Origin of the sequence: Salinisphaera japonica YTM-1 (genome assembly GCF_003788585.1) — a bacterium.
Classification (GTDB): domain Bacteria; phylum Pseudomonadota; class Gammaproteobacteria; order Nevskiales; family Salinisphaeraceae; genus Salinisphaera; species Salinisphaera japonica.
This window is the reverse complement of the sequence record NZ_AYKG01000005.1, coordinates 32992-58265: the sequence shown is the minus strand read 5'-3', so window position 1 is coordinate 58265 and position 25274 is coordinate 32992. Positions and strand designations below refer to the sequence as shown.

Annotated in this window: 24 protein-coding genes and 1 tRNA gene; 13 read left to right on the top strand and 12 right to left on the bottom strand. The window is 63.6% G+C overall.

Annotated features, from left to right (window positions below):
* The first annotated feature begins 25 nt into the window (after positions 1–25).
* From SAJA_RS02780 to SAJA_RS02755, 6 genes are all read left to right on the top strand, one after another.
* The gene (locus tag SAJA_RS02780) at positions 26–772 is read left to right on the top strand and encodes an electron transfer flavoprotein subunit beta/FixA family protein (RefSeq protein WP_123657130.1); all 747 of its coding nucleotides are present in this window, start codon (positions 26–28) and stop codon (positions 770–772) included.
* Positions 769–1716, top strand: a complete 948-nt coding sequence (locus SAJA_RS02775; protein WP_123657129.1) for an electron transfer flavoprotein subunit alpha/FixB family protein — start codon at positions 769–771, stop codon at positions 1714–1716. Before SAJA_RS02780 ends, SAJA_RS02775 begins: the two co-directional genes overlap by 4 nt.
* Positions 1717–1718: 2 nt before the next feature.
* On the top strand, positions 1719–2183 hold the full coding sequence (locus SAJA_RS02770) for a MaoC family dehydratase (protein WP_245963213.1): 465 nt from the start codon (positions 1719–1721) through the stop codon (positions 2181–2183).
* 713 nt (positions 2184–2896) lie between these two features.
* On the top strand, positions 2897–4099 hold the full coding sequence (locus tag SAJA_RS02765) for an acetyl-CoA C-acyltransferase (RefSeq protein WP_123657128.1): 1203 nt from the start codon (positions 2897–2899) through the stop codon (positions 4097–4099).
* Between the two features lie 12 nt (positions 4100–4111).
* The gene (locus SAJA_RS02760) at positions 4112–4780 is read left to right on the top strand and encodes a 3-oxoacid CoA-transferase subunit A (protein WP_123657127.1); all 669 of its coding nucleotides are present in this window, start codon (positions 4112–4114) and stop codon (positions 4778–4780) included.
* Positions 4781–4782: 2 nt separating this feature from the next.
* The gene (locus tag SAJA_RS02755; RefSeq protein WP_123657152.1) at positions 4783–5427 is read left to right on the top strand and encodes a 3-oxoacid CoA-transferase subunit B; all 645 of its coding nucleotides are present in this window, start codon (positions 4783–4785) and stop codon (positions 5425–5427) included.
* Between the two features lie 107 nt (positions 5428–5534).
* Here the strand turns inward: SAJA_RS02755 and SAJA_RS02750 are convergent.
* Positions 5535–5611, bottom strand: a tRNA-Arg gene (locus SAJA_RS02750).
* A 384-nt stretch (positions 5612–5995) separates the two neighbouring features.
* Here SAJA_RS02750 and SAJA_RS02745 point away from each other — a divergent pair.
* On the top strand, positions 5996–6793 hold the full coding sequence (locus SAJA_RS02745) for an Abi family protein (RefSeq protein WP_123657126.1): 798 nt from the start codon (positions 5996–5998) through the stop codon (positions 6791–6793).
* Positions 6794–6800: 7 nt separating this feature from the next.
* On the opposite strand, the gene SAJA_RS02740 is transcribed toward SAJA_RS02745, so the two are convergent.
* The 4 genes from SAJA_RS02740 to SAJA_RS02725 form a co-directional block, all read right to left on the bottom strand.
* Positions 6801–8807, bottom strand: coding sequence for a UvrD-helicase domain-containing protein (locus SAJA_RS02740; RefSeq protein ID WP_123657125.1), 2007 nt, complete (start codon positions 8805–8807; stop codon positions 6801–6803).
* A 77-nt stretch (positions 8808–8884) separates the two neighbouring features.
* Complete coding sequence (locus SAJA_RS02735; protein ID WP_123657124.1) at positions 8885–9703, bottom strand: TorF family putative porin; 819 nt, start codon at positions 9701–9703, stop codon at positions 8885–8887.
* A 193-nt stretch (positions 9704–9896) separates the two neighbouring features.
* Positions 9897–11411: a YifB family Mg chelatase-like AAA ATPase gene (locus tag SAJA_RS02730; protein WP_123657123.1), complete on the bottom strand. Its 1515-nt coding sequence runs from the start codon at positions 11409–11411 to the stop codon at positions 9897–9899.
* 3 nt (positions 11412–11414) lie between these two features.
* Positions 11415–11657: an accessory factor UbiK family protein gene (locus SAJA_RS02725; protein ID WP_123657122.1), complete on the bottom strand. Its 243-nt coding sequence runs from the start codon at positions 11655–11657 to the stop codon at positions 11415–11417.
* A 193-nt stretch (positions 11658–11850) separates the two neighbouring features.
* Between SAJA_RS02725 and glnK the strand changes: the two genes are divergently transcribed.
* The 4 genes from glnK (at position 11851) to SAJA_RS02705 (ending at position 15495) form a co-directional block, all read left to right on the top strand.
* Positions 11851–12189 (top strand): P-II family nitrogen regulator, encoded by a 339-nt coding sequence (gene glnK, locus SAJA_RS02720; protein ID WP_123657121.1) that lies wholly within the window; start codon positions 11851–11853, stop codon positions 12187–12189.
* 42 nt (positions 12190–12231) lie between these two features.
* Complete coding sequence (locus SAJA_RS02715; RefSeq protein ID WP_123657120.1) at positions 12232–13515, top strand: ammonium transporter; 1284 nt, start codon at positions 12232–12234, stop codon at positions 13513–13515.
* 255 nt (positions 13516–13770) lie between these two features.
* On the top strand, positions 13771–15084 hold the full coding sequence (locus SAJA_RS02710; protein ID WP_123657119.1) for an ammonium transporter: 1314 nt from the start codon (positions 13771–13773) through the stop codon (positions 15082–15084).
* A gap of 72 nt (positions 15085–15156) precedes the next feature.
* The gene (locus tag SAJA_RS02705; protein ID WP_123657118.1) at positions 15157–15495 is read left to right on the top strand and encodes a P-II family nitrogen regulator; all 339 of its coding nucleotides are present in this window, start codon (positions 15157–15159) and stop codon (positions 15493–15495) included.
* Positions 15496–15831: 336 nt separating this feature from the next.
* Here the strand turns inward: SAJA_RS02705 and SAJA_RS02700 are convergent, their stop codons facing one another.
* From SAJA_RS02700 to ppk1, 6 genes are all read right to left on the bottom strand, one after another.
* On the bottom strand, positions 15832–17010 hold the full coding sequence (locus tag SAJA_RS02700) for a phospholipase D-like domain-containing protein (RefSeq protein WP_123657117.1): 1179 nt from the start codon (positions 17008–17010) through the stop codon (positions 15832–15834).
* Between the two features lie 13 nt (positions 17011–17023).
* Positions 17024–18076 (bottom strand): TIGR04283 family arsenosugar biosynthesis glycosyltransferase, encoded by a 1053-nt coding sequence (locus SAJA_RS02695; protein ID WP_184999714.1) that lies wholly within the window; start codon positions 18074–18076, stop codon positions 17024–17026.
* Between the two features lie 5 nt (positions 18077–18081).
* Positions 18082–19101, bottom strand: a complete 1020-nt coding sequence (locus tag SAJA_RS02690) for a hydrolase (protein WP_123657115.1) — start codon at positions 19099–19101, stop codon at positions 18082–18084.
* A gap of 40 nt (positions 19102–19141) precedes the next feature.
* Entirely contained in the window at positions 19142–19837 is a 696-nt protein-coding gene (gene mtgA, locus SAJA_RS02685) for a monofunctional biosynthetic peptidoglycan transglycosylase (protein ID WP_123657114.1), read from the bottom strand.
* Positions 19838–19873: 36 nt separating this feature from the next.
* On the bottom strand, positions 19874–20866 hold the full coding sequence (locus SAJA_RS02680) for a lipid-binding SYLF domain-containing protein (protein WP_221180096.1): 993 nt from the start codon (positions 20864–20866) through the stop codon (positions 19874–19876).
* Between the two features lie 136 nt (positions 20867–21002).
* The gene (gene ppk1, locus SAJA_RS02675) at positions 21003–23090 is read right to left on the bottom strand and encodes a polyphosphate kinase 1 (RefSeq protein ID WP_123657113.1); all 2088 of its coding nucleotides are present in this window, start codon (positions 23088–23090) and stop codon (positions 21003–21005) included.
* A 64-nt stretch (positions 23091–23154) separates the two neighbouring features.
* Between ppk1 and SAJA_RS02670 the strand changes: the two genes are divergently transcribed.
* Together SAJA_RS02670 and SAJA_RS02665 are read left to right on the top strand one after the other, a co-directional pair.
* On the top strand, positions 23155–24012 hold the full coding sequence (locus SAJA_RS02670; protein WP_123657112.1) for a PhzF family phenazine biosynthesis protein: 858 nt from the start codon (positions 23155–23157) through the stop codon (positions 24010–24012).
* Positions 24009–24383 (top strand): DUF423 domain-containing protein, encoded by a 375-nt coding sequence (locus tag SAJA_RS02665; protein ID WP_123657111.1) that lies wholly within the window; start codon positions 24009–24011, stop codon positions 24381–24383. Before SAJA_RS02670 ends, SAJA_RS02665 begins: the two co-directional genes overlap by 4 nt.
* A gap of 7 nt (positions 24384–24390) precedes the next feature.
* Here SAJA_RS02665 and SAJA_RS02660 read toward each other — a convergent pair whose 3' ends face one another.
* Positions 24391–25194 (bottom strand): helix-turn-helix transcriptional regulator, encoded by an 804-nt coding sequence (locus tag SAJA_RS02660; protein WP_123657110.1) that lies wholly within the window; start codon positions 25192–25194, stop codon positions 24391–24393.
* Positions 25195–25274 lie beyond the last annotated feature (80 nt).

Here is a 25274-nt window from a genome sequence, read left to right as displayed (position 1 = left end):
AATTGTTAACGGAGTATCGCCACTCATGAAAATACTGGTCAGCGTCAAACGGGCGATCGACTACAACGTCCGTATCCAGGTCGCCCCCGACGGCTCGGGCGTGGTCAAGAACGGCGTCAAGCACAGCATGAACCCTTTCGACGAGATCGCCGTGGAACAGGCGATCCGCTGGAAAGAAGACGGCACCGCCACCGAAGTCGTGGCCGTTGCCATCGGCGATGATGCCGTGGCCGAGCAGCTGCGCACGGCCGTGGCCTTTGGCTGTGATCGCGCCATCCACGTCAAGACCGACGATGAGGTCCAGCCCCTCACCGCGGCGCGTGTGTTCAAGGCCCTGGCCGAGCGTGAATCGCCGGACATGTTCCTGATGGGCAAGCAGGCCATCGACGATGACGCCAATCAGACCGGCCAGATGACCGCGGCCAAGCTGAATTGGCCCCAGGCCACCTTTGCCTCGAAGATCGAGCTGGCCGATGGCAAAGCCGAGGTCACCCGCGAGATCGATACCGGCCTGGAAACCCTGTCGGTGGATCTGCCGGCCGTGGTCACCGTGGATCTGCGCCTGAACGAGCCGCGCTATCTCAAGCTGCCCAACATCATGAAGGCCAAGAAAAAGCCCATCGAGGCTCTGGCTTTCGACGAGCTGGATGTCGCCGCGGCCACGCCCATCAAAACCGTGACCACCAAAGCCCCGCCCAAGCGCGCCGGCGGCATCATGGTCGAAACCGTGGATGAACTGGTTGCCAAGCTGAAAGAAAAGAGCCTGATATGAGCCAAAAGATTCTTGTCATTGCCGATCATCACGACGGCCAGCTTCTGGATGCCACGGGCCGTGCGGTAACGTGCGCCGCCGATATTGGCGGCGATATCGACGTGCTGGTGCTGGCCCACGACGGCCAGGCCATCGCCGACGAGGCCGCCAAGCTGGCCGGTATCGCCAACGTGCATCTCGTGAACAACGCCGCCAACGAACACGCGGTGGCCGCGATACTGGCCCCGCAGATCGTGGCGTTTGCCCAAAACGGCGGCTATAGCCACGTGCTGGGCCCCAATACCACCTTCGGCAAGGATCTCATGCCGCGAGTGGCTGCCCTGGCCGATGTGGCCATGGTCACCGACATCATGGCCGTGCACGGGCCCTACGAGTTCGACCGGCCCATTTATGCCGGTAACGCCATCACCACCGTGCAGGCACCGGACGCTCAGATGCTCGTGGCCTCGGTGCGCTGTGCCTCCTACGGCGCGGCTGAGAAGACCGGCAGTGCTGCGGTCGCCGCCGCCACGGTCGAGGCCGAACTGCCCACCCATACCCGCTTCGTTGGCCTGGAACAGGCCAAGAGCGATCGGCCGGATCTACAGACCGCGCCCAAGGTGATTTCCGGCGGTCGCGGTGTCGGCAGCGAGGAGAACTTTCGTATCGTCTATGACTTCGCCGACAAGATCGGCGCGGCCGTGGGCGCCTCGCGGGCCGCGGTGGATGCCGGCTACGTGCCCAACGATATGCAGGTCGGCCAGACCGGCAAAATCATCTCGCCCGAGCTGTATATGTGTTTCGGCATTTCCGGGGCCATCCAGCACCTGGCCGGTATCAAGGACGCCGGCACGATCGTGGCCATCAACAAGGACCCCGAAGCCCCGATCTTCGAGCTGGCCGATATCGGCCTCGTGGGTGATCTGTTCGAGATCATCCCCGCGCTCGATGCCGCGGTGAGCTAGTCGTGGCGGCTCGATTCTTCGATAACATCGCAGCGCTGGCCGAACAGATCGGCCAGCCGCTGGGCCATAGCGCCTGGATGACCATCGACCAGGCGCGTATCACAGCGTTTGCGAATGCCACCGATGATCGGCAATGGATTCACGTCGACGAAGCACGGGCCCGGGCCGAATCGCCCTTCGGCGCGCCCGTGGCCCACGGGTTTCTCACCCTCTCACTGCTGCCGCGGCTGACCGGCGAAGTTTTCCACGTGGCCGGCATCACCACGCGGATCAACTACGGGCTCGATCGGCTGCGATTCATCGCGCCGGTTGTGGTTGATTCGCGGGTTAGCGCGGCGGTGACGTTATCGGCGATCGATGACCGGGGGGATGGGCGTTACTTGGTGCGGACGGCGGTGACCGTTGAGATCGAGGGTGGTGATAAGCCGGCGCTTTTAGCGGATTCTTTGACGTTGTATATCGAATGAGTGGGCGTGTTCGCGTGGACTTCGCTTGTGAGTGATATGAGCGACTTACGTGCTGCTTTAGCCGGGCGTTTTCGCACTGTTGTGCGAGTCCCTTCTTTTGCTTGTCTAAAAGAAGGAACCAAGAAAAAGACCCCGTCCTCGGCGCCGGCTTCGCCGGTCCACTCCGATGCTCACGTCAACGGGACGCACAAAAACTCGCATCGCTTTCGCGATACTCAGACACCTTTGTGCGCCGGCGCAGTGCGCCGGACACCCGTCGCCGCTCCGCGTCTCCGTCGCCTTCAGCAACGGACCGAATACAGCGCGGGCGACCCAGTCTTGGGAGTCGAACCAGAACCAGCGGTCGGCGCCTTGTGGTTTGGCACAACGCCACACCTGCCGAGCCGTGTCTGTATTCGCAGTCCCTTCAGAGCCGGCGCAGATGTACAGGTTGCCTGGGTGTCGGGTGCACGGCACCCGCGCGGCCAGATGTTTGAGCATCGCCAAAGCGATGCGAGTTCTGGCCGTGTCCCAGGCAACCTGTACGGCTGCGCGTACCCGCGTAGCGGGCGGATACGTAGGGGGTCCTTTCCTTTGGTTACTTTCGTTTGGACAAGCAAACGAAAGTGACTCGCGCTGCAGCGCGAAACCGGGGCTCAAACCATCCTCGATAGTATTTTCAGCCGTAACAATTAAACAGACAAACCATAAATAACCTCGGAGGAGATCTCACAATGCGCCAAGCCGTCATCGTATCCACCGCCCGCACGCCCATCGGCAAAGCCTATCGCGGTGCATTCAACAACACCCAGGCCCAGGCACTCGGCGGCCATGCCGTGGCCCACGCGGTCTCCCGAGCCGGTATAGATCCAGCGTCTATTGACGACGTGATCATGGGCGCAGCCATGCAGCAAGGCAGCACGGCCCCCAATATCGCGCGCCAGGTCGCCCTGCGGGCCGGCCTGCCGACATCCATCGCCGGCATGAGTATCGATCGGCAATGTGCCTCGGGCCTGATGGGTATCGCCACCGCGGCCAAGCAGGTCGTTACCGATCGCATGAACTGTGTCGTCGGCGGCGGGCTTGAGTCGATCTCGCTGGTGCAGAACGAGCACATGAACACCTTCCGCCAGAAAGACCCGTGGCTGGTGGAACAGGTGCCCGCGCTTTATATGTCGATGCTGGAAACCGCCGAGATCGTGGCCGATCGCTACAACGTCTCGCGTGATGCCCAGGACGAATACGCCTATCAGTCCCAGCTGCGTACCGCTGCTGCCCAGGAGGCCGGGCGCTTCGACGACGAGATCGTGCCCATGACCACGATTCAGGCCGTCAAGAACAAGGAGACCGGCGAAGTCAGCGAGCAGGAGGTCACCCTGTCGCAGGACGAAGGCAACCGCCCCGAAACCACGCTGGAGGGCTTGAAGAGCCTCAAGCCCGTATTTTCCAACGGCCAGCAGGTCGAGACCGGTGAATACATCACCGCCGGTAACGCCAGCCAGCTCTCGGACGGCGCCTCGGCCTGTGTGGTCATGGAGGCCGCCGAGGCAGAACGCCTGGGCCTGGAGCCCTTGGGCGCGTATCTCGGCATGGCGGTCGCCGGCTGTGATCCTGATGAGATGGGTATCGGCCCGGTGTTTGCCGTGCCCAAGCTGTTGAACCGTTTCAATCTGGATATCGACGATATCGGCATCTGGGAGCTCAACGAAGCCTTTGCCAGCCAGTGCCTGTACAGTCGCGACCGCTTGGGCATCGATCCCGATATCTACAACGTCGACGGCGGCGCGATCAGCGTGGGCCACCCCTACGGCATGTCCGGTGCCCGCATGACCGGCCACTTGCTCATCGAAGGCAAGCGTCGCGGGGCCAAGTACGGCGTGGTGACCATGTGCGTGGGCGGCGGCATCGGCGCGGCCGGCCTGTTCGAGATCTTCTAGAAGCCGCTCGCCATGATTGATAAATTCTGGCCCGACATGGGCGCGGCCGTGGCCGATATGCCGGACGGCGCGAGCGTGATGATCGGCGGCTTCGGCAGCTCCGGGATTCCGCTGGCGCTCATCGATGCGGTCTGTGCGGCCGGGCCGCGCCATCTCACCGTCATTTCCAATAACACTGGCTCGGGCGAGACCGGCGTCTCGGCGCTGCTACGCGAAGGCCTGGTCGACAAGGTGGTGTGTAGCTATCCGCGCTCGCGGGGCTCGGTCTGGTTCGAACGGCTTTACCAACAAAACGCCATCGAGCTGGAACTGGTGCCCCAGGGCACGCTGGCCGAGCGCATGCGCGCGGCCGGCGCCGGTCTGGGCGGTTTTTTCACGCCTACCGGCTATGGCACCGCCCTGGCCGATGGCAAGGAAACCCGCATGATCGATGGCCGCGGCCATGTTCTGGAGGCGCCGCTGGCCGCCGACTATGCCCTGCTTTCGGCCTACAAGGCCGACCCCTGGGGCAATCTGGTCTACAACACGGCGGCCCGTAACTTCAATCCGGTCATGGCCACGGCCGCGGGCTGTGCCGTGGTCGAAGTCGGTGCACGGGTCGCCCTGGGCGAATTGAACCCGGAAGCCGTTGCCTCGCCGGGCATTTTCATCGACCGCGTCGTTGTGAGAGAACAGCCATGAGCCTGCCCCGCCTGACGACCCACGAGATGGCCGCCCGCCTGGCCGCGGATATTACCGACGGCGCTTATGTGAATCTTGGCATCGGAATGCCCGTCACCGTGGCCAACCACGTACCGGCCGGCCGGCAGGTCATCTATCACAGCGAAAACGGCATCCTGGGCGTTGGCCGCTCGCCGGAACCCGGCGAAGATCATGATCCCGACCTGATCAACGCGGCCAAGGATCCGGTCACGTTGATCGAAGGCGGTTGTTATTTCGACACCGCCGAATCGTTTGCCATGATGCGCGGCGGCCATCTGGATCTGGCCGTACTCGGCGCGTTCCAGGTCTCGGCCACCGGCGATCTGGCCAACTGGGCCACCCATGACGCCACGTATCCGCCCGCCGTCGGCGGCGCGATGGATCTGGCCGTGGGTGCCAAGACCGTCTATGTCCTGATGCGACATACGGCAAAAGATGGCACGCCCAAACTGGTCGAAGCCTGCGACCTGCCTCTGACCGGCGCCGCCTGTGTCAGCCGTGTCTATACCGATCTGGGCGTGTTCGAAATCGATCGCGACAATGCCGCGGCCAAGGTGATCGAGCGTTTCGACGGCGTATCCTTCGACGCGCTGCAAGCGGTGACAGGGCTCACGCTCGTCGAATGACTTGCACGTTGCGCGGCCGTCGAACCTGAATTGTTGGTATCGCAGGTTCGAATTGGCTTTGTTTTAGGCATGAAAAAGCCCGCGTAATTTGCGGGCTTCATTTGATCTGGTGCGCCCGGCAGGATTCGAACCTGCGACCTTCGGCTTCGGAGGCCGACACTCTATCCAGCTGAGCTACGGGCGCTTTACAGGCGGTTAGGATACGCGGTCGGGTTCGGATCGTCCATCCAGATTACGAGAATACGTTGGCCTTAGTCGGCGGGATGATTTGCGGCCAAGCGGCTCACCCGTCGGGTAGATGCCGCCGCCCCGGCCGTTGTAGAGGCACTTATCAACCTCTTTACGCCTCACAGGTTTTGGCCTACTTTGCTAACTAACAATACCCTCCACGCCTCTCATTAGAACGGCGCACCCCGGAGGGTTTTTTGTGCCCGGAATCAGCGTTTCACCTGGACATGTGTCGTCAGCCGTTTTCTAAAACCGCCCTCACTTTCGACCAGCAGATCGAGCGACTGAGCGAGCGAGGCATGCAGTTCATCGACCGCGAACGCGCTGCGCGCGCGCTTGCATGCCTGAATTATTACCGGCTTACGGCGTACTGGTTTCCGTTTTACGCCGACGATACACACACACATATTTCGAGCCCGGAACGTGCTTTGAAACGGTGCTGGCGCACCACGAATTCGACCGAGCGCTACGCGGCCTCGTATTTTCTGCTATCGAACAATTCGAGGTGGCACTTCGAACACAGTTTGCTTACCACGTTGCCCACGAGCACGGCCCGTTCGGCCACGAAAAGCCGGCGTGTTTCGTACGGACAGATAAGCATGCGAAGCTACTTAAGCGACTGCATAGCGAAATTGATCGCAGCAGCGAACCGTTCATTCAACATTATCGTCAAACTTACGATACGCCGGGTCAGCTACCCGTATGGATGGCCTGTGAGGTGATGTCGTTTGGCGCTTTGTCATCGCTTTTTTCATCATTGAAGCAGCGATCGCTTCGTCGGCAGATTGCCTCACTCTTCGGCGTGGACGAGAAGATACTCGTCTCGTTCACCCATCACATTACGTTAGTAAGAAACATCTGCGCGCACCACGCGCGGCTCTGGAATAAGACATTTCCCATCAAGCCGGTACTACCCAAGACCGCGGCTGACGCCCGTCTCGTTGAGTCATTGCATATCCAAGCGCCTGCCAAGCTGTTCAACACCCTAGTGATGCTCGATTACTTCCTTTGCCGTATTGGTGCTGACACCGAACGAATCTGGATCACGAAAATCAGACGCCTCATCAACGAACACACGATGATCGATGCAACCGTCATGGGGTTTCCGACCGATTGGCGCCGTCGTCTGGCAAGCTAAAAGCCGATCATTCGCCCGTACCGAGCATGGCCCTGAGGGCAGCGACCTGGGCCTTGTTTTCGTTGGCCGCGGCGGCCTTGTCGCGTTGGCCTGTAGTGGCGGGCCAGTCGATTTCCTCGCGCGGTAGTTCGTCGAGAAAACGGCTCGGCGTGGTGTCGCTTTCTTCGCCGCCGCGGCGGCGTTTGCGGGCATAGGTCAGGGCCAGGCTCTTGCGTGCCCGAGTGATGCCGACATAAAGCAGGCGGCGTTCTTCCTCGATGCGCTCGTCGTCGAGACAGGCGTGGTGTGGCAGTAAACCCTCTTCCATGCCGGCCAGGTAGACGTGATCAAACTCCAGGCCCTTGGCCGCGTGAAGTGTGAGCAGGTGTACCTGGTTCTCGATGTCTTTTTCCGACTGGTTGGCGAAATCCAGCAGCGACAGGCGACGCACGACATCGGCCAGCGGGGTGGGCGTGCCATCATCGGCCTCGCCGATATGGCCCAGCCAGGACAAGAATTCGTCCAGGTTTTCCAGACGTTTCTTGGCGGCCCGCGTATTGGCCGACGTGTCACGCAGCCAGTCGCGATAATCGATATCGACCATGAGCTGGTTGACCAGTTCTCGCGGCGGCGTGGATTCGCCGGCCATGGCCAGCTGTTTGGCCCAGTCCACGAACTCGGCCAGGCGACGACCCGGGCGCTCGCCGACCCCCCCCGCCAGGCCCACCCCGCGGGCGGCATCGAACAGGCTGATATGTCGGGTGCCGGCATAGCGCGCCAGGGCTTCCAGCGTGGCCGGGCCCAGCTCGCGACGCGGCAGGTTGATGATGCGCAAAAACGCCGCGTCATCGTCGGGATTGACCAGCAGCTTGAGATAGGTGACCAGATCACGGATTTCGCTGCGCTCGAAGAACGAGCGCCCGCCGGAGACGCGGTACGGCACGTTGCGCTCACGCAACGCTTTTTCGAACGAGCGCGACTGGAAATTGCCCCGATAGAGCACGGCATAGTCGCCGTAGGCGTTGCCGGCGCGTAGTTTGTGGGCGGATATTTCGGTGGCCACACGCTCGGCTTCGCCGGCTTCGTCCGGCCCGGAAAGCACGCGTACGCGATCACCCGCGCCCATGGCCGACCACAGCGTTTTTTCATAAGCACGCTGGCTGGACTGGCCGATGAGTTTGTTGGCCGCCGAAAGCACGTTACCCACCGAGCGATAGTTCTGCTCGAGCTTGATGACCTTCAGGTGCGGAAAATCACGCGACAGATCGGCGATATTGCCAGGCCGCGCGCCGCGCCAGGCATAGATCGACTGATCATCATCGCCCACCACGGTGAACGCCGCGCGCACGCCGGCCAGCAGGCGCATCATCTCGTACTGGGCCGCGTTGGTGTCCTGGTATTCGTCGACCAGCAGGTAGCGATAACGATTCTGCCAGCGCTCCCGCGCCGCCGGGTCGTCGCGCAGCAGTTGCACGGGCACCGAGAGCAGATCGTCGAAGTCGACGGCGTTATACGCCTTCAGCCGGCGCTGGTATTCGGCATAGGCCCGGGCCATGGGCACATCCTTGCCGGTGGCCTCGGCCACGGCCTGCTCGGGGGCCACAAGCGCGGATTTCCAGGCGCTGATGGCCGCGCGCGTTTCCTTGCGCTGGTCGCCATCCCGGCCCACGAGATCGGAAAGCATCTTGTCGACGTCTTCGGCATCGAAGATCGAAAACCGCGACTTGTAGCCCAGTGTTTCGTGCTCTTCGCGGATCATCGACAGCCCCAGACTGTGGAACGTCGACACGGTCAGCGCCTTGGCGTCCTGGGCGTTGACCAGCTTGGAGGCACGCTGCTTCATCTCGCGTGCAGCCTTGTTGGTGAACGTGACCGCGATGACGCGATGGGCGGCATAACCGCGCTTGATCAGATGCGCGATCTTGCGTGTGATGACACCAGTCTTGCCCGAGCCGGCACCCGCCAGCACGAGCAACGGGCCATCGAGATACCGCATGGCGGCATCCTGCTGGGGATTGAGTTTGGGCTGTGCCATGGCAGCGCGATTCTATCAGCACAGCACAGCCCGTACCGGTGCCTGCGCGATCACACGCCCGGCCGGTACGGCCACGATCAGAACGAGCGGCTGATGGTGCCCACCACAGTGTCGTCGCAGATATTGCCGCCACATTCGTTGCGGTCCAGATCAGTGCCGACGTAGGCCACCTGCCAGTCCAGGCCGAGCTGGTGCGTACCCAGCGAGATGGACCAGTCGACATAGTCCGGATACCAGAAGATCTCGCGCTGGACTTCCTGATAACCGGCGTGGGCGCCAAGTGTGAGCCAGTCGGTCAGCGTGGTCGAGGTCGAGCCGTTGAAGTAGTAGGAATCGCCCGATTCACCGTAGAAATCGCTGCTATAGGACACGCTCAACGTGCCGGACACGGTATCGGTGGTCCAGTTGAAGCTGGGCGTGTACTCCCAGAAATCCAGCTCGCGCCCGGCCGTATAGGCCGCCAACGTGGTGGCTTTCGGCCCGGCCTTGCTGGCCCCCGGATAGTAGTAGTACAGCGCCTGCACGCCCAACGAGATATTATCGTTCAAGGCGTATTCATAGCCGGCATAGAAGTCGACCTCGGCCTGCGTGCCGTTCGAGCCGTCGACCTGGCTGGGATTGAAGTTGTTGACGTTCGACGCCCAGGTGCCGATATACAGGCCGGAATTCATGGCGTAGTCAAAACCGCCCTGCACCGCGAAATCGTTGCCGGACTGCGAGATACCGCGATAGCGATAATCGGTCGTGAAAGCCACGTTGGCGCTGATATCGCCTTTCAGGGCGTCGGGCACGCCGGACAGTGCTTGATCAATCTCCCCGTCGGCCAGGCCCATCGGCGACCAGGCCAGGCTGCTGACCAGTGCACAGGCAACCGTGGTGTTGATGAATCTGGACATAGATTTCCCCCGAACTGTTCATGGAAAACGCCAGATCATGGCCGGCGCCCCGTCGACGACGGTGAAACAGTCAAGGCAAGAGCTGTGCCAGCTTGGGAGAAGCAGATCGCGCGCTGCAGCGCAAGGCAAAATAACGCATTCCAATCAATACGTTACAGAAACTCGGGCTTGAAAATAACGCCCCGACCCGGGGTCAGTACGCGCTGCGATCCAGGCTGCGATACCCGATCGCTTCAGCGACATGGGCCGATCCGATGGTCGCCTGGCCGTCCAGGTCCGCGATCGTACGGGCCACGCGCAGAATACGGTGATAACCGCGCGCCGAAAGCCCCAGCTGGTCGATCGCCCGTTCGATGAGCGTGGCCGCTGCCGGCTCCGGCCGACAGTGCGTATCGATCTCTGCTGACGAGAGTGCGGCATTGGTGCGCCCGGCCCGCGCCTGTGCGCGCTGATGCGCCGTGGTGACGCGGGCCTGCACCTCTATGGTGCTTTCCGCGGCGTGATCCGTTGCCATCAGCATCTGTTTGGAAATGGGCGCTACCGCCAGATGCATATCGATGCGATCCAGCAGCGGGCCCGAGATCCGCGCGCGATAACGCGCGATACGATCGGCCGTGCAATGACAGCGCCCCGAGGCATCGCCCTGGTAGCCACAGGGGCAGGGATTCATGGCCGCCACGAATTGAAAGGCCGCCGGGAACTCGGCCTGGCGCGCGGCCCGCGAGATCGTGATATGCCCGGATTCGAGCGGTTCGCGCAGCACCTCCAGCACCTTGCGATCAAACTCGGGCAGCTCATCAAGAAACAACACGCCGCGATGGGCCAGCGTGATCTCGCCCGGCTTGGGCGTGGAGCCGCCCCCCACCAGTGCCACGCCCGAGGCCGTGTGATGCGGCGCCCGAAACGGGCGCTGCCCGAAGGTGTCGGCGTTGAAGGCCGCCCCGGAGATCGAGGCGATCGCGGCGACCTCCAGCGCGTGATCGCGCGACATGGCCGGTAGCAGGCCCGGCAGACGCTGGGCCAGCATGGTCTTGCCGGCACCGGGTGGGCCGATCATGAGCAGCGAATGCCCGCCGGCGGCCGCGATCTCCAGGGCGCGCCGGGCCTGGGGCTGGCCACGCACATCAGCCATGTCCGGCCCTGCCGCAGCCGGCATGGACGGGGCCACGGCGGGCGGCGTCTGCCAGACCGCGGACTCGGGCGTGGCCAACGACTGGGCCACATCGGCCAGATGGCCAGCCAGGCGCGTGATGTTCTCCCCGGCCAGGCCGGCTTCGACGGCGTTGATATCAGGCAAGACCAGACACCGCTCGGCATCCGCCGCAGCCAGGCTGGCCGGCAATGCCCCGCGCACGCCGCGAAGCGCGCCCGATAACGACAGCTCACCCAGGAACTCATGGCCCTGTAACGCCTTGGCCGGTATCTGGCCCGAGGCCGCCAGAATCCCCAAGGCGATGGCCAGATCGAAGCGCCCACCTTCCTTGGGTAGATCCGCCGGTGCCAGATTGACCGTGATCCGTCGCATGGGAAAGTCGTAGCCGCTGTTGGCGATCGCCGCCCTGACCCGGTCTTTGGATTCCTTGACCTCGGTTTCGGGCAGGCCAACGATCGCCAGCGCCGGCAGGCCGCCGGCCAGATCGACCTCGACGGCCACCTCGGGTGCCGTCAGGCCGGTCTGGGCGCGGCTGTGAACCGTGGCCAGCGCCACGGGTCAGTCGTTTTCTTTCGGGGCTTCGAGCGCGTCGAGCCGGGCTTCGAGCTCGCCCAGACGCGCCCGCGCGTGCACCAGGCTGTCGCGGGTGGCCTCGAACTCTTCACGCGGTACCAGATCCAGCTCAGCCAGCTGGGATTGCAGCACGGCCTTGAAGTTGGCCTTGAGTTCTTCGCGCATGGGCCCGACCTGGGGCGGCAGAGCATTGGCCAGGCGAGCGGCCATATCTTCAAGCGAGCGCATTGTTAAACGACATCAAAAAACGATGGGCCTAGCTTGCACGCAAAGCCCCGAGCGGGCAAAGCACGTGGTGGAACAGCGCTGTGATCAAGAGTTGGCACGGTGAGTGCAGGGCATTGCCCAGCCACGCCGTGGCCGCTGCGTGCTCGCTTGTGCGCGCAGCGGCCGGCTTCACGGGTATTAGAGGAGTCACGACATGAAACTGATCGCCGCCATCATCAAGCCATTCAAACTCGACGAGGTCCGCGAAGCGCTCTCCGAGGTGGGGGTACAGGGCATCACGGTTACCGAGGTCAAGGGCTTTGGCCGCCAGAAAGGCCATACCGAACTCTATCGCGGCGCGGAATACGTGGTGGATTTCCTGCCCAAGGTGAAGATCGAGGTCGCCATCGAAGAGCCCGATCTGGATACCGCCGTAGAGGCCATCTCCAAGGCCGCGCATACCGGCAAGATCGGCGACGGCAAGATTTTTGTCAGCGAGCTGGCACAGGCGATTCGTATCCGCACCGGCGAGACCGGTCGCGACGCGATCTAGGCACCGGCCCATCACCCATCAAAGCGAGGGGGACATAACACTATGGAAAACCAGATATTCCAGCTGCAGTACGCAATCGATACCTTTTATTTCCTGATCTGCGGCGCGCTCGTCATGTGGATGGCCGCGGGCTTTTCCATGCTCGAAGCCGGCCTGGTGCGCTCAAAGAACACCACCGAGATCCTGACCAAGAACGTCGCGCTCTTTGCTATCGCCTGCATCATGTACATGGTCTGTGGCTACATGATCATGTACGACGGCGGGTTGTTCCTCGACGGCATTGCCGGCGGCAGCACCCTGGTTAACGATGCGCTCTCGGCGTCGGCCGAGAACGGCTTCGACGGCGGCTCGGTCTATGCCGGCGCGGCCGATTTCTTCTTTCAAGTGGTCTTTGTGGCCACGGCCATGTCGGTGGTCTCCGGTGCCGTGGCCGAGCGTATGAAGCTATGGGCGTTTCTGGCCTTCGCCGTGGTGATGACCGGCTTCATCTATCCGCTGGAAGGCAGCTGGACCTGGAACGGCGATGCCGTGTTCGGTCTTTTCAACCTGGGGGATCTGGGTTTTTCGGATTTCGCAGGCTCGGGCATCGTGCATATGGCCGGCGCCTCGGCGGCACTGGCCGGCGTGCTGCTGCTGGGCCCGCGTAAAGGCAAGTACCGCGCCGATGGCCGGGTCGGCGCCATCCCCGGTGCCAATCTGCCGCTGGCTGGCCTGGGCACGCTCATCCTCTGGCTCGGCTGGTTCGGTTTCAACGGTGGCTCGGTATTGAAGCTGGGCGATATCACCAGCGCCAACTCCGTAGCCATGGTGTTTCTCAACACCAACACCGCGGCCGCCGGCGGCCTCGTTGCCGCGCTGCTGGTTGCCCGTGCTGTTTTCGGCAAGGGCGATTTCACCATGGCGCTTAACGGCGCGCTGGCCGGTCTGGTGGTCATCACGGCAGAGCCGTCCACGCCCACCCCGCTCGTGGCGACCCTGTTCGGCGCCGCCGGCGGCATTCTGGTGGTGTTCTCGATCCTGTTCTTCGACAAGATCAAGATCGATGACCCGGTCGGCGCGATCTCGGTGCACGGGGCCTGCGGCCTGCTGGGCCTGCTGCTCGTGCCGGTCACCAACGGCGACGTGACTTTCCTGGGTCAGATCGTCGGGGCCGCGACCATCTTTGCCTGGGTCTTCGGGGCCAGCCTTGTGGTCTGGGCGATCATCAAGTTCACCTTCGGTATCCGCGTCTCGGAACAGGCCGAGGCCGAGGGCACCGATCTATCGGAGATCGGCATGGAAGCCTATCCAGAGTTCACCTCTGGCGGCAGCCGTCGCACGGCGTGATTCCGGGCCCTGCACTTTTAAAGTGCAGGGCGTCTGGTCGCAATACGATCAGCCCCGTTTCGACGGGGCTTTTTCGTGTCTGGCGGGATTGGACAGGCCGTGAATACGCGAACATGGCCGAACGGCCGCAGGCCTGCACGAAAATAACGCAGACGCGCTGTCATAGTGCAGTTTACTGGCACTTACAGGCCGATTTGTCGTTGCCCTACGGACCATCGCTATAATCCGACCCAAACTTGTGCATCCTGCGTTCTCATGTCGTTTCTTCTATCTCGTGGGCGGCTTCGGCTTCTCGTTCTGCTGCTTGCTGCTTTCGTGACCTGCCCTGCCTGGGCCCAGGGCGACGAGATAGACAAGGCCGATACGGCCTGGGTGATGATCTCCACCGCTCTCGTGCTGTTCATGACCCTGCCCGGCCTGGCGCTGTTTTATGGCGGGCTGGTGCGCTCGCGCAACGTGCTGTCCGTGCTGATGCAGTGTTTCGCCATCTGTGCGGTGGCCTCGTTGCTCTGGTTCGCCGTGGGGTATTCGCTGGCGTTCTCCGGCAGCGGCGCCTTCATCGGCGATCTGTCCAACGTGTTCTTGATGGGTATCGGGCGTGACGACGTCAACGGCACGATCCCCGCGCTGTTGTTCGTGCTGTATCAGATGACGTTCGCCGTGATCACGCCGGCGCTGATCATCGGCGGGTTTGCCGAGCGGCTGCGGTTTTCTGCCCTGCTCTGGTTCTCCTCGCTCTGGCTGCTCGTGGTCTATGTGCCGGTCGTGCACTGGGTCTGGGGTGGCGGCTGGCTCGGCCAGATGGGCATGCTGGATTTCGCCGGCGGCACCGTGGTGCATATCACCGCCGGCGTGGCCGCACTCGTGGGCGCGGTCGTTCTCGGCCCGCGGGCCGGCTTTCAGAAACGCGCGATGGCCCCGCACAACCTGACCATGACGGTTTCAGGTGCGGGCATGCTCTGGGTCGGCTGGTTCGGTTTCAACGGCGGCTCGGCGCTGGCCGCCAACGCCCAGGGCGTGACCGCCATGCTGGTCACCCACCTGGCCGCCGCCGCCGGCTGTATCGCCTGGATGGCCTCGGAGTGGATCCGTTTCGGCAAGCCCAGCGTGCTGGGTATCGTGACCGGCATGGTCGCGGGCCTGGGTACGATCACGCCGGCGGCCGGCTATGTCGGCCCGGCCGGAGCGATCGTGATCGGCCTGGCCGCGGGCTGGGTGTGTTTCGTGGCCACGTTGTTCGTCGAGCGCACCCTGCGCATCGATGATTCACTGGATGTGTTTCCAGTACACGGCGTGGGCGGCATGCTGGGTACGATCCTGGCCGGCGTGTTCGCCGCGACCACGCTGGGCCCGTTTTCGGGCTATGGTCTGTCGGATGCAGTGTCAGGCATCGGCGGCCAGCTGGGCGTTCAGTTCATCGGGCTGATCGCGGTACTTGTGTACACGGCGGTCGCGACCTGGGCGCTGCTCAAGATCATCGGCGCCGTGGTGGGCCTGCGTATCGGACAGGAAGAAGAAGATATCGGTCTGGATATCAGCGAGCACGAAGAACGCGGTTATGATCTATAGCATGCATGATAGTCGTGGCCGGACACCGGGTTCGGCCGACGACGAACACACTTTCGTCGAGGGAGACGAGACATGAAAATGGTCACTGCGGTCATCAAGCCGTTTCGATTGGACGACGTACGCGAGGCACTCGCCGAGATCGGCGTGCACGGCACGACCATGAGCGAAGTCCGCGGCTTCGGGCGCCAGAAAGGCCACACCGAGCTGTATCGCGGCGCTGAGTACGCCGTGGATTTCCTGCCCAAGGTCAAACTCGAGATCGCGGTGGACGACGAACGCGTGGATGCCGTGGTCGATGCCGTCATCGGCGCGGCCAAGACCGGTCAGATCGGCGACGGCAAGATCTTTGTCACCCATCTGGAGCAGGTGATTCGGATCCGTACCGGCGAAACCGACCGCGACGCGATCTAGGGCCTGTTGCCGTTTCATGCGAGCGCCGTGTTGGAGACCGCAAATCGTGTCCTGCAAGGCGCGAGTCGCCGCATCGTGGCGTGTCACGATCAAGACTCGCAACGCAGTCAGGGCGCCCATCGTTAATTTTTATGGGCGGCCCAACCCTTTGGGACAAGCGCTTTTTTGCGGCAATACAGCGTTCCAGCCCACTAGCGCAGAATGACACGCTAAGTGGGCTACGCCTCGTCTTGCCGCAAAACAGCGCTTGGCGCGGGCTCGCATGAAACGGCAACAGGCCCTATGACGTGTCGTCAGGGGCGGTGGCTGCAGTAGCAGCCACGCCCCCGACGGGGTTCAGGCCTGGGAGGCCAGACGCGAGCCCAACCACTCGCGCAGGCGCTGCCACAATCCACGCTTGACCCATTCGGCGTGGGTGATGTGTTTCGAGCGGGTCAGGTCATGGTCGTAGTCATCGGACATCCGGCGAGCCAGTCCGGCATCCACCGCGGTGACCACGATCTCGTCATCCTTGCCCATCGAGCGATGATTGAAATTGGCCGAGCCCACGATGACGACCTGCTCATCAATGAGCACGGTCTTGGTGTGCATCATCGACGGCTGGAAGCGATACAGATTGATCCCGGCCGCGCTCAAGCGCTCGAACGTGGCCTCGGCGGCCATCGTGGCCACCCGGGAATCGTTGTGTGGGCCGGGCATGAGCACGTCGATGACCACGCCCCGCCCCACGGCCTCTTCCATGAGCGTCATGAGTGCTTCGTCGGGCACGAAATACCCGGTAGCCACACGCAGGCGACGCTGGCTCACGGTCAGCGCCAGGCGAAAGATCGTGGCTACGTCGCTATAGGCCACGGCGGCCGAGGTACGGATCACCTGGAGCGCGATATCCCCGGCCATGGGCTGCGGTGCCAGTGCCCGAAACAGATCATGGCCGGCACGCCCGGCCTCCACCCAGTTGGAGACAAAGGCCGCGCGTAGCCCGTCCACGGCCGGGCCCTCGATACGAAAGTGTGTCTCGCGCCATTCGTCGGGGTTACGGGTATCGCCCTCCCATTCCGCGGCTATGCCCACGCCGCCGGTGAAGCCCACGCGATCATCCACCACCAGTATCTTGCGATGGGTGCGGTTATCGATCTGCCAGACGCGCCAGCGTGCCTTGGGCCGAAACCAGGCGATCTCGACGCCGGCCTCGCGCAGGTGGTCGATCACCTCTTGCTGCATCCATTGCGCGCCGAAGGCATCGAGCAGCACGCGCACGGCCACCCCGGCCCGTGCCCGATCGGCCAGGGCCTGGCCGATTCGGCTGGCGACATCGCCCTGCCAGTAGATGAAGGTAAGAAACTCGACCGTGTGTTCGGCGGCCTCGATGGCCTCGATCATCGGCGGAAAGATACGATCGCCGTTGACCAGCACATCGACCTTGTTGCCCCCCACGAACGGCACGCCCAGCGCGCCCTCCAGGCAACGACGATACTGTTCGGCCGACCAGGTCGGCGCATCAATCCGGTCGGTCATTGACCCCTCGCAATCAAGGCCGGCGCACGCGCCCGCCCGAAAATAGACGCAGACAGGCCAGCGGGCCAAAGACCGCGACTGCCAACGCGAAGAATAAAACAACATGTGCTGTAACGTGCACAGGTTGTGCCAGCGCCGAGGATGACAGAGACCGTGCCCCGCGGGCGAGTTTCGCCGGGCCCTCGGCGTCCGCGCCCCGGCCCAGCGCCACGACAAACGCTAGACGCAGCTGCCAGGCCTCGCCGTGGACAACACCGGCAATATGCCAAAGCGCACAGGCGCCACGCGCCGGGCCAGCGGCCTCGATGACCGCCAGCGCGTGCTTGAAATACGGGGCGAGTTGCAGCCGTCCGGTCGTGCTCTGCGGGGCATAGATCGTATCGGCGGTGGTGAAAAAGGTCTCCAGCTCACCGACGTACATGGCCATGATCAGGCCCATCAGCGCATAACGCCGCAGGCGGCCCTCGCGCTCGAAGCGGCGCGCCGAGGTGATCACCGCGTGAGGCAGAAGCTGCCAGTGCCCGGCGTCGTGTATGCGTCCGGCCAGGCGTTGATCCTCGAGAAACGACAGCTGCGTGTCGTAACCGCCCAGGGCCATGAAAAACCCGCGACGAATCAGACAGCCCTGGTCGCCGTTGATGGTATGGCGCCGATTGGTTCGGGTCTTGGCCGCCATGTAGCGATACAACAAACCGCGCGCCGGCACGCCGTCCAGCGCAAAGGAAAGCGCGAAGTGACCGGCCGTGGTCTCGGGTGCGCCGGCCAGCGCGGCTACCGCGTCAGCCAGCTGGTCGATACTGACCAGGCGCGTATCGGCGTGCAGGAACAACAGCCAGCGGCCGGTGAAATCCAAAGCCCCCTGATTCATCTGATGGCCCCGGCCGGGCGCGCACTCGATACAGCGCCGCCCGTCGGCCCGGGCGATGGCCACGGTCGCATCGCGTGAGCCGCCATCGGCAATCACGACCTCGAAATCAACACCGCGTTGCGCGGCCAGATCCGCGAGCAGGCCCGGCAACGTCTCGGCCTCGTCGAGCGTGGGAACAACGATCCGCAGATCCGACACGACGCTCAGGGCGTGGGGACAACCGAGGCCGCCACACGCGGCTCGAACCCCGGCAGGTACGCACGCAGATACGCCGGAATCCGCTGCTCGAGCCAGTACACCGGCCGGCCCAGCCGATCACCGGCCACGAAACCGACATGGCCGCCGCCGGCGGACACTTCCAGACGCAGGGCATCGGAGAGCTCGTCCTCGCCCGGCACGACCGACGGCGACATGAACGGATCATCCCGGGCGTGCAGCATCAATGTCGGCGTACGGATCGCCCCCAGGAAGCCGCGGCTGCTCGAGCGGGCATAGTAATCGGCGGCATCGACAAAGCCGTTCAGTGGTGCGGTCACGGCATCATCGAAGCTGGCGAAATCGGTCAGCCCGTCCAGCTCGGGCAAGACGACACCGCCGGCATAGACCCCGGCCGCCTGCTTGGCGCGTACCACCGCGCGCATACCAGCCAGCAGATGCGCCTGATAAAAACGCGACAAGCCCTGCTTGATCGCCTGGCCACAGGCCGCCAGATCATAAGGCACCGACACCGCCGTGGCACAGGCCAGCGGCGAGCGCTCCCCCTGCTCGCCCAGATATTTCAGCAGCACGTTGCCGCCCAGGCTGTAGCCCACGCCGGCCAGCGGCGCGCCCGGATATGTGCGGCGTACATGATCGATGACATAAGCCAGATCGCGCGTCTCGCCCGAGTGATACGCCCGGGGCAGACGATTGGGCACCGCCGAGCCACGAAAATGCAGCAGCACGCCGCGCCCGCCGTGGGCATCGATACGCGCCAGCAGCCCACGCGCATATTTCGAGTCGAGCGAGCCCGTCAGCCCGTGCAGCACAATGACCACCGGCGCCTCGGCCGGCGTGTCGGCACGCTCGATCCACGACAGATCGAGAAAATCGCCGTCGGCCAGCTCGAGCCGCTCGGCGCGGGGCGACAAACGCGGCATCGGCCTGGCCTTGGCCGCAAACACCGTTTGAGCATGCGGATTGGCCAGCCAGAAAGCCGGCTTGAACGCGCTGGTGGTCAGCATATCGATACGATCATGAAAAACGAGGCGCAGTGTAGTGCGTTCACGGTTTCAGTACCGAGTCGAGATAAGCGGCGCCCAGATTGCGCATCTGGCCCTGGATCCAGTCGATACGGCTGGCCACATGCCCGCTGGGATGCGCGGCATCGTATGCCGTGGGGGCAGGCAGCACGGCCGCCAGCGATGCACACTGACGCGGGGTGAGCGTGCCCGGTGCGCGATTGAAAAACCGGCGTGCGGCCTGATCCACCCCGAACACGCGCGGGCCAAACTGGGCCACGTTGAGATAGACCTCCAGCACACGGGATTTCGGCCAGACCAGCGTCATCCAGACCGTGACATAAGCCTCGATACCCTTGCGGATATAAGACCGTGCCGGCCACAGAAACAGGTTCTTTGCCGTCTGCTGGGTGAGGGTGCTGGCCCCGCGCATACCCTTGCCACGAGCGTTGGCCGCCAGGGCTTTTTCGATCGCGTTCCAGGCAAAGCCGTGATGATCCGGAAAGGTCTGATCCTCGCTGGCCACCACGGCCAGGGGCATACAAGCTGCGATATTCTCGATCGGCACCCAGTGCTGATACAGCGTGCTGGCCTGGCCTTGGTCAGCAAACTGCTGGCGCGCATGGGTCATGAACGCCGTGGTCGGCGGATCCACGAACCGAAAAGCCAGCAACAACAGCCCCGGCGCCAGAGCTGCCAGCACGATCAGCGCCAGTCCCCAGCGCAGCACGCCTTTCATGTGTTGCGCCGGGACAGGCCGCGGCCCGGGTGATGCCTACTGCTGATCGGCACTGCGATACGTCGAGGAATCGCCGGTGTAGTCCGAGGTCGCCCCGGTACCCTGATACCCCGAATCGTTGGCGCCCTGCTGCACGGTGATGCCGTTGCCGGCGTTGCCGCTGTTGTAGGGCTGGGTCTGGCCGGACAGATTGTTGCTCTGGTTCTGGCGCTGGTTGAGGCTGTTGTCCGACGACGACCGACCCGACGCATCGCCGCTGGACGGGTTCGTCGCCGGGGCCGTCTGCTGCCCGCCGCCGGTGTTGCTGTCGTAATTGAACTTGTCGTTCGAGGGCGGCATGTACTGGTTCAGCGTATAGACAAACCGCTGGCCGGCCTGCGGCAGCGACTGGCCGGTATCACGACGCAGCAGCGTGCGAGCCTCGATACCCGGCTCGTTATAGAACAGCCAGTTGGCGTCCTTGTCGATACCAAGCCGGGCCCCGCCCAGCGATACACCGCCGAACAGGCCGCGTGAGCGCGAGTAGGAATAGACCTCGGCATCGAAGCTCATGTTGGTCGACGCCCCCACGCTGCGCCCGACGGGCCCGGCAGCCACCGAGGCATCGCCGCCCAGGCTGATCTGGCCGTCGGCGATCCGGTCCACGCTGCGCTGGGTCTTGAACACCAGAATGATATCGGTCGAGGACACGCCGGCCTGAAAGCCCACGGACCCGCCGGTCAACGTGATGAAGCTTGGATCCGACCAGCCGCCGTCGCGGGTGCGTACCGCGAGCACGCCCTTGCCGCGCTGCACGCCGCCCAAAAAGCTGATCTTGAACACGCTGGGAATCACGGCCACGCCGTAGGCCTGGCGCAACAGCGCCTGCGGCACCGCGTTTTCCGGGATGTTGACGAACTGCTGCAACACGCTGGTGGCATCATCCAGGCGCTGTGCGGCATCGTTTTCGGCGATATCGGCCTGGGCCGTCGTTACGGCCGTCATGGCCATCAGGCACAGAATCGCGCCTGCCCGTTTCCAAAGTTTCATAGGCTGTGCATCACTGGTTGGGCGGCGGGCGATTACCTGCCGCGGGAACGCATCGATCGACGCGTGTCGATCGCCTTGGGTATCAATAGACCACAGCGGGCCGGCACCGATCCCCTGAATATGCCATGCGCTGTGCTCACCCCGGCCCCTCCATCAAACGTCGCTGTACGGCCAGCTCTTCGTCATCGCCGGGCTGGGCCGGCGTATAAGTGCCGTCCGCGCCCAGTAGCCAGGCGTTGCTGTTATCGGCCAGATACAGCGACAGCTCGCGCTCGACCCGATCATACAATGGCCCCCGTTCGACGGGGAAACAGGTCTCCACGCGACGAAAGAAGTTACGATCCATCCAGTCGGCACTGGCCAGATAGATTTCGGGCGCGCCACCACCCGCAAAATGAAAGACCCGCGTGTGTTCGAGAAACCGCCCCACGATCGAGCGCACACGGATATTTTCCGACACGCCCGAAACGCCCGGGCGCAGGCAACAGATCCCCCGCACCACCAGGTCGATCTGCACCCCGGCACAGGAGGCGGCGTACAGCGCACGAATCGCCTGCGGCTCGACCAGCGAATTCATCTTGGCCACGATCCGTGCCGGCTTGCCGGCCGCGGCGTTGTCGGCCTCGCGGGCGATCTTTTCGAGAATGGCCGCGTGCAGCCGAAACGGCGCATCGATGATGCGCGCCATGCCCGATACCTTACCCAGGCTCGTGAGCTGCAGAAACATCTCGTGGACGTCATTGCCCAGTGCCGGATCACAGGAAAACAGGCCGTAATCGGTATACAGCCGTGCGGTCTTGGGATGATAGTTGCCCGTGCCCAGATGCACGTAATTGACCAGGCCATCGGTCTCGCGGCGTACGATCAGCGTCATCTTGGCGTGGGTCTTGTAACCCACCACGCCATAGACGATATGCGCACCGGCGGCCTGCAGGCGATTGGCCAGCGCGATATTGTCGGCCTCATCAAAGCGGGCCCGCAGCTCGACCACCACCGTGACTTCCTTGCCGGCCTTGGCCGCACCCACCAGGGCATCGACCACCGCGGATTCCGGGCCGGTGCGATACAGCGTCTGCTTGATCGCCAGCACATGCGGGTCTTCGCCGGCACGCCGCACGAATTCAATGACCGGCAAAAACGAATCGAACGGGTGATGCAGCAGCACGTCTTCGTCGCGAATCGCGGCAAAGATATCCCCCGAGGGGCTCATCAACTGCGGCAGGCGCGGCGAAAACGCCGGATATTTCAGATCCGGACGGTCCACCGCGTCCAGCACCGACATCAGGCGGTTGACGTTGACCGGACCGTTGACCTGGTACAGATCGTCCTTGGAGAGCAGAAACCGGCCCAACAGATAATCGCTGAGTTTTTCCGGGCAGTTGTGGGCCACCTCCAGGCGCACACAGTCGCCGTAGCGCCGGCCCGGTAGCTCGCCCTCGACCGCGCGCAGCAGATCCTCGACCTCTTCTTCATCGACATACAGATCCGAGTTGCGGGTCACCCGGAACTGATAGCAGCCACGGGCATCCATGCTGGGAAACAGATCGCCCACATGCTCGTGGATCACCGACGACAGAAAGACGAAATCGTACGGGCCGCTGTCGGTCTCACTCGGTGGCAGCTGGATCACCCGCGGCAGCGCTCTGGGGGCCTGGACCACCGCATGCGCGATCTTGCGCCCGAAGGCATCGGTGCCGTCCAGATCCACGATGAAGTTCAGCGACTTGTTCAGAATGCGCGGAAACGGATGCGCCGGGTCCAGGCCGATCGGGCTGATCACCGGCAACAGCTCTTCCTCGAAGTAGCGATCCAGCCAGGCGCGCTGCTCGGGCTTCCATTCCGCACGCCGCAGAAACCGGATGTTCTCGGCTTCCAGCGCCGGGATCAGGGCCTTGTTGAGCGTCTGGTACTGCTTGTCGACCAGGGTATGCGTGCGCTGGGAGACCGCGCGCAGCACCTCGCGCGGCGAGCGCGAGTCGGCATCGGTGGGCGGATTGGACAGCTCGGCCTTTTGTTTGAGCCCGGCCACGCGCACCTCGAAGAACTCGTCCAGATTGGTCGAGGAGATACACAGGAACTTCAGCCGCTCAAGCAGCGGCACGCCCGTATCGATCGCCTGTTCAAGCACCCGATCATTGAACTCGAGCAGCGACAACTCGCGGTTGATGAACAGCTCGGGGGCATCGAAAGCACTCGGGGCGGGTACGTCAGGGGTTTCACTCATGCGAGACTCAGACTAAAGATGCACAAAACCAATGTGCGAGTTAACAAGACTACATGACACGCCCATGACCGAATCCCTGACCGCGCACCTGGCCTATCACCAGGTCGATGCCTTCACACGCCATGCCTTTGCCGGCAACCCCGCGGCTGTCTATGTGCTCGACGACTGGCTGGACGACGAGCGCCTGCAGGCCATCGCCGCCGAGCATAATCTGGCCGAAACCGCATTTGTCGTGCCCGACTCGGCCAGCAGCGGTCATTTGCGCTGGTTCACGCCGACCTGCGAGGTCGAGCTGTGTGGCCATGCCACGCTGGCCACCGCCCATGTACTGCTCACCGAGCGCACGGATTTCGCAGCCCCGCTGACGTTTACGACAGAACAGGCCGGTGAGCTTTATGTCGAACAAACCGACGGCCGGCTCTGGCTCAACCTGCCGGCGGACGCGCCCACGCCCTGTGATGACGATCTGACCGCCGTCGCCAGCGCGCTGGGGGCCACACCGGAGGAATGGCAAATCGCCAGCAACTATGTGGCCGTGTTCGCTTCGCCCGACACCGTGGCCGCACTTACGCCCGATTTCGCGGCGCTGGCCCGTGCCCTGGCCGGCACCAATCACGGCGTGATCGCGACCGCGCCGGCAGACGCCGGACAGGCCGATGACGAGACGCTCGATTTCGTCTCGCGCTATTTCGCCCCGGCCCACGGCATCAATGAAGACCCGGTGACCGGATCGGCGCATTGCACGCTGGCCCCCTACTGGGGGGCACGGCTGGGCAAGACAGCACTGACCGCCCGCCAGATATCGGCCCGAGGCGGCACGCTTGCCTGCGGGATCGCCGATGATCGTATTCATATCGGCGGCGATGCCGTGACTGTGGCCGCGGGCACCTTGTTCATCGATACCTCAGAGGTGGTGTCGTGATCCGTCTCGTGCTCGTCTTCGCCGCGCTTTATGGCGGCCTGGCGGTTTGTCTGGGGGCGTTCGGCGCCCATGCGATCAAGGCCCGTATTTCGCCCGATATGCTGGCGATCTGGCATACGGCCGAGCAGTACCAGTTCTATCACGCGCTGGCGCTGCTCGGCGTGGGGCTCATGATGCGTCAGGGCCTGACCGGCCCGGCCATCAACGTGGCCGGGCTCGGTTTCATCGTGGGCACCGCGATCTTTTCGGGCAGCCTGTATCTGCTGGCGGGCAGCGGCGTGCGCGTACTGGGCGCGATCACGCCGATCGGCGGCCTGTGCCTGATCGCCGGCTGGGCCGCGCTCGTCTGGGCGTGCTGGCGTGGCCTCTGAAAAAACGCTATGACACGACGGACGCACGCCGCAGCGCGGCCGGCGTGGTGGCATAGACTCGTCGGAACGCGCGGGTGAAGGTCGGGGCATCGGCAAAGCCGGTGTCGTGGGCGATCTGGCTGATCGGGCGGCGTGTCTCGATCAGCCAGCGGCGTGCCCAGACCAGGCGTCGGCGCAACACCACCTGCTGCGGGGCCATGCCAAAAACCAGATGACACCACTGGTTGAGCGCCGAGCCGCTCATCGCCAGATGACGCGATAGATCGGCGTTATCCGGCGGCACGGCCAGGCGCGCATCCACCAGCCCGTCGAGGCGTTCGGCGCGATTGTCGGCCCTGTTGTGGGCGCGCGTCTCCGGCGCGCTCAGGAGGGCGCCGGTCTGTACCGCGAACAGCGTGGCCCACTGCTGGGCGATCAGCGGGTGGCCGCCGGCGGCCAGCTGCCGGCTGGCCGTGGCGATCAGTGACGAGAACTCGCCCGAGGCCGTCAGGCGCCGCGGGGCGTTGAACAGGCGCTCCAGATCGGTTTCCGGTGCCAGACGAGCCAGCGCCTGCATGATTTCGTCGCCCAGATCGACATCCACGACCAGCAGCCGGCTGTCATCACTGGCGCCCGCGTAATAATGCAGCACATCGCGCGGCACGATGCCGATCTCGCCCGCGGCCACGTCGAAGGCCGTATCGGCCAGCTCACAGTGAACCCGGCCCGACAGGCCGAACAACAGCTGGACAAAGCCATGCGCATGCTCGCCCGAGCCGCGACGAATCGGATTCAGACGCGCCCGTGTTGGGCCGTCGGTCGACGCTTTCATAGGGCACCCGACCGGACGGTCGTCCGATCTTCTTGTAATTAGAGACAAAGTTTAAGAAAACTGAAACAACACCGCCAATC

Coding starts and splice junctions, on each gene's coding strand:
- SAJA_RS02765 (WP_123657128.1), top strand. CDS start 2,897: ATGCGCCAAGCCGTCATCGTATCCACCGCCCGCACGCCCATCGGCAAA.
- SAJA_RS02700 (WP_123657117.1), bottom strand. CDS start 17,010: ATGACCGACCGGATTGATGCGCCGACCTGGTCGGCCGAACAGTATCGT.
- SAJA_RS02690 (WP_123657115.1), bottom strand. CDS start 19,101: ATGCTGACCACCAGCGCGTTCAAGCCGGCTTTCTGGCTGGCCAATCCG.
- SAJA_RS02670 (WP_123657112.1), top strand. CDS start 23,155: ATGACCGAATCCCTGACCGCGCACCTGGCCTATCACCAGGTCGATGCC.
- SAJA_RS02660 (WP_123657110.1), bottom strand. CDS start 25,194: ATGAAAGCGTCGACCGACGGCCCAACACGGGCGCGTCTGAATCCGATT.
- SAJA_RS02680 (WP_221180096.1), bottom strand. CDS start 20,866: ATGAAACTTTGGAAACGGGCAGGCGCGATTCTGTGCCTGATGGCCATG.
- SAJA_RS02725 (WP_123657122.1), bottom strand. CDS start 11,657: ATGCGCTCGCTTGAAGATATGGCCGCTCGCCTGGCCAATGCTCTGCCG.
- SAJA_RS02775 (WP_123657129.1), top strand. CDS start 769: ATGAGCCAAAAGATTCTTGTCATTGCCGATCATCACGACGGCCAGCTT.
- SAJA_RS02710 (WP_123657119.1), top strand. CDS start 13,771: ATGTCGTTTCTTCTATCTCGTGGGCGGCTTCGGCTTCTCGTTCTGCTG.
- SAJA_RS02760 (WP_123657127.1), top strand. CDS start 4,112: ATGATTGATAAATTCTGGCCCGACATGGGCGCGGCCGTGGCCGATATG.
- SAJA_RS02715 (WP_123657120.1), top strand. CDS start 12,232: ATGGAAAACCAGATATTCCAGCTGCAGTACGCAATCGATACCTTTTAT.
- SAJA_RS02735 (WP_123657124.1), bottom strand. CDS start 9,703: ATGTCCAGATTCATCAACACCACGGTTGCCTGTGCACTGGTCAGCAGC.
- mtgA (WP_123657114.1), bottom strand. CDS start 19,837: ATGAAAGGCGTGCTGCGCTGGGGACTGGCGCTGATCGTGCTGGCAGCT.
- SAJA_RS02705 (WP_123657118.1), top strand. CDS start 15,157: ATGAAAATGGTCACTGCGGTCATCAAGCCGTTTCGATTGGACGACGTA.
- glnK (WP_123657121.1), top strand. CDS start 11,851: ATGAAACTGATCGCCGCCATCATCAAGCCATTCAAACTCGACGAGGTC.
- SAJA_RS02740 (WP_123657125.1), bottom strand. CDS start 8,807: ATGGCACAGCCCAAACTCAATCCCCAGCAGGATGCCGCCATGCGGTAT.
- SAJA_RS02745 (WP_123657126.1), top strand. CDS start 5,996: ATGCCTGAATTATTACCGGCTTACGGCGTACTGGTTTCCGTTTTACGC.
- SAJA_RS02780 (WP_123657130.1), top strand. CDS start 26: ATGAAAATACTGGTCAGCGTCAAACGGGCGATCGACTACAACGTCCGT.
- ppk1 (WP_123657113.1), bottom strand. CDS start 23,090: ATGAGTGAAACCCCTGACGTACCCGCCCCGAGTGCTTTCGATGCCCCC.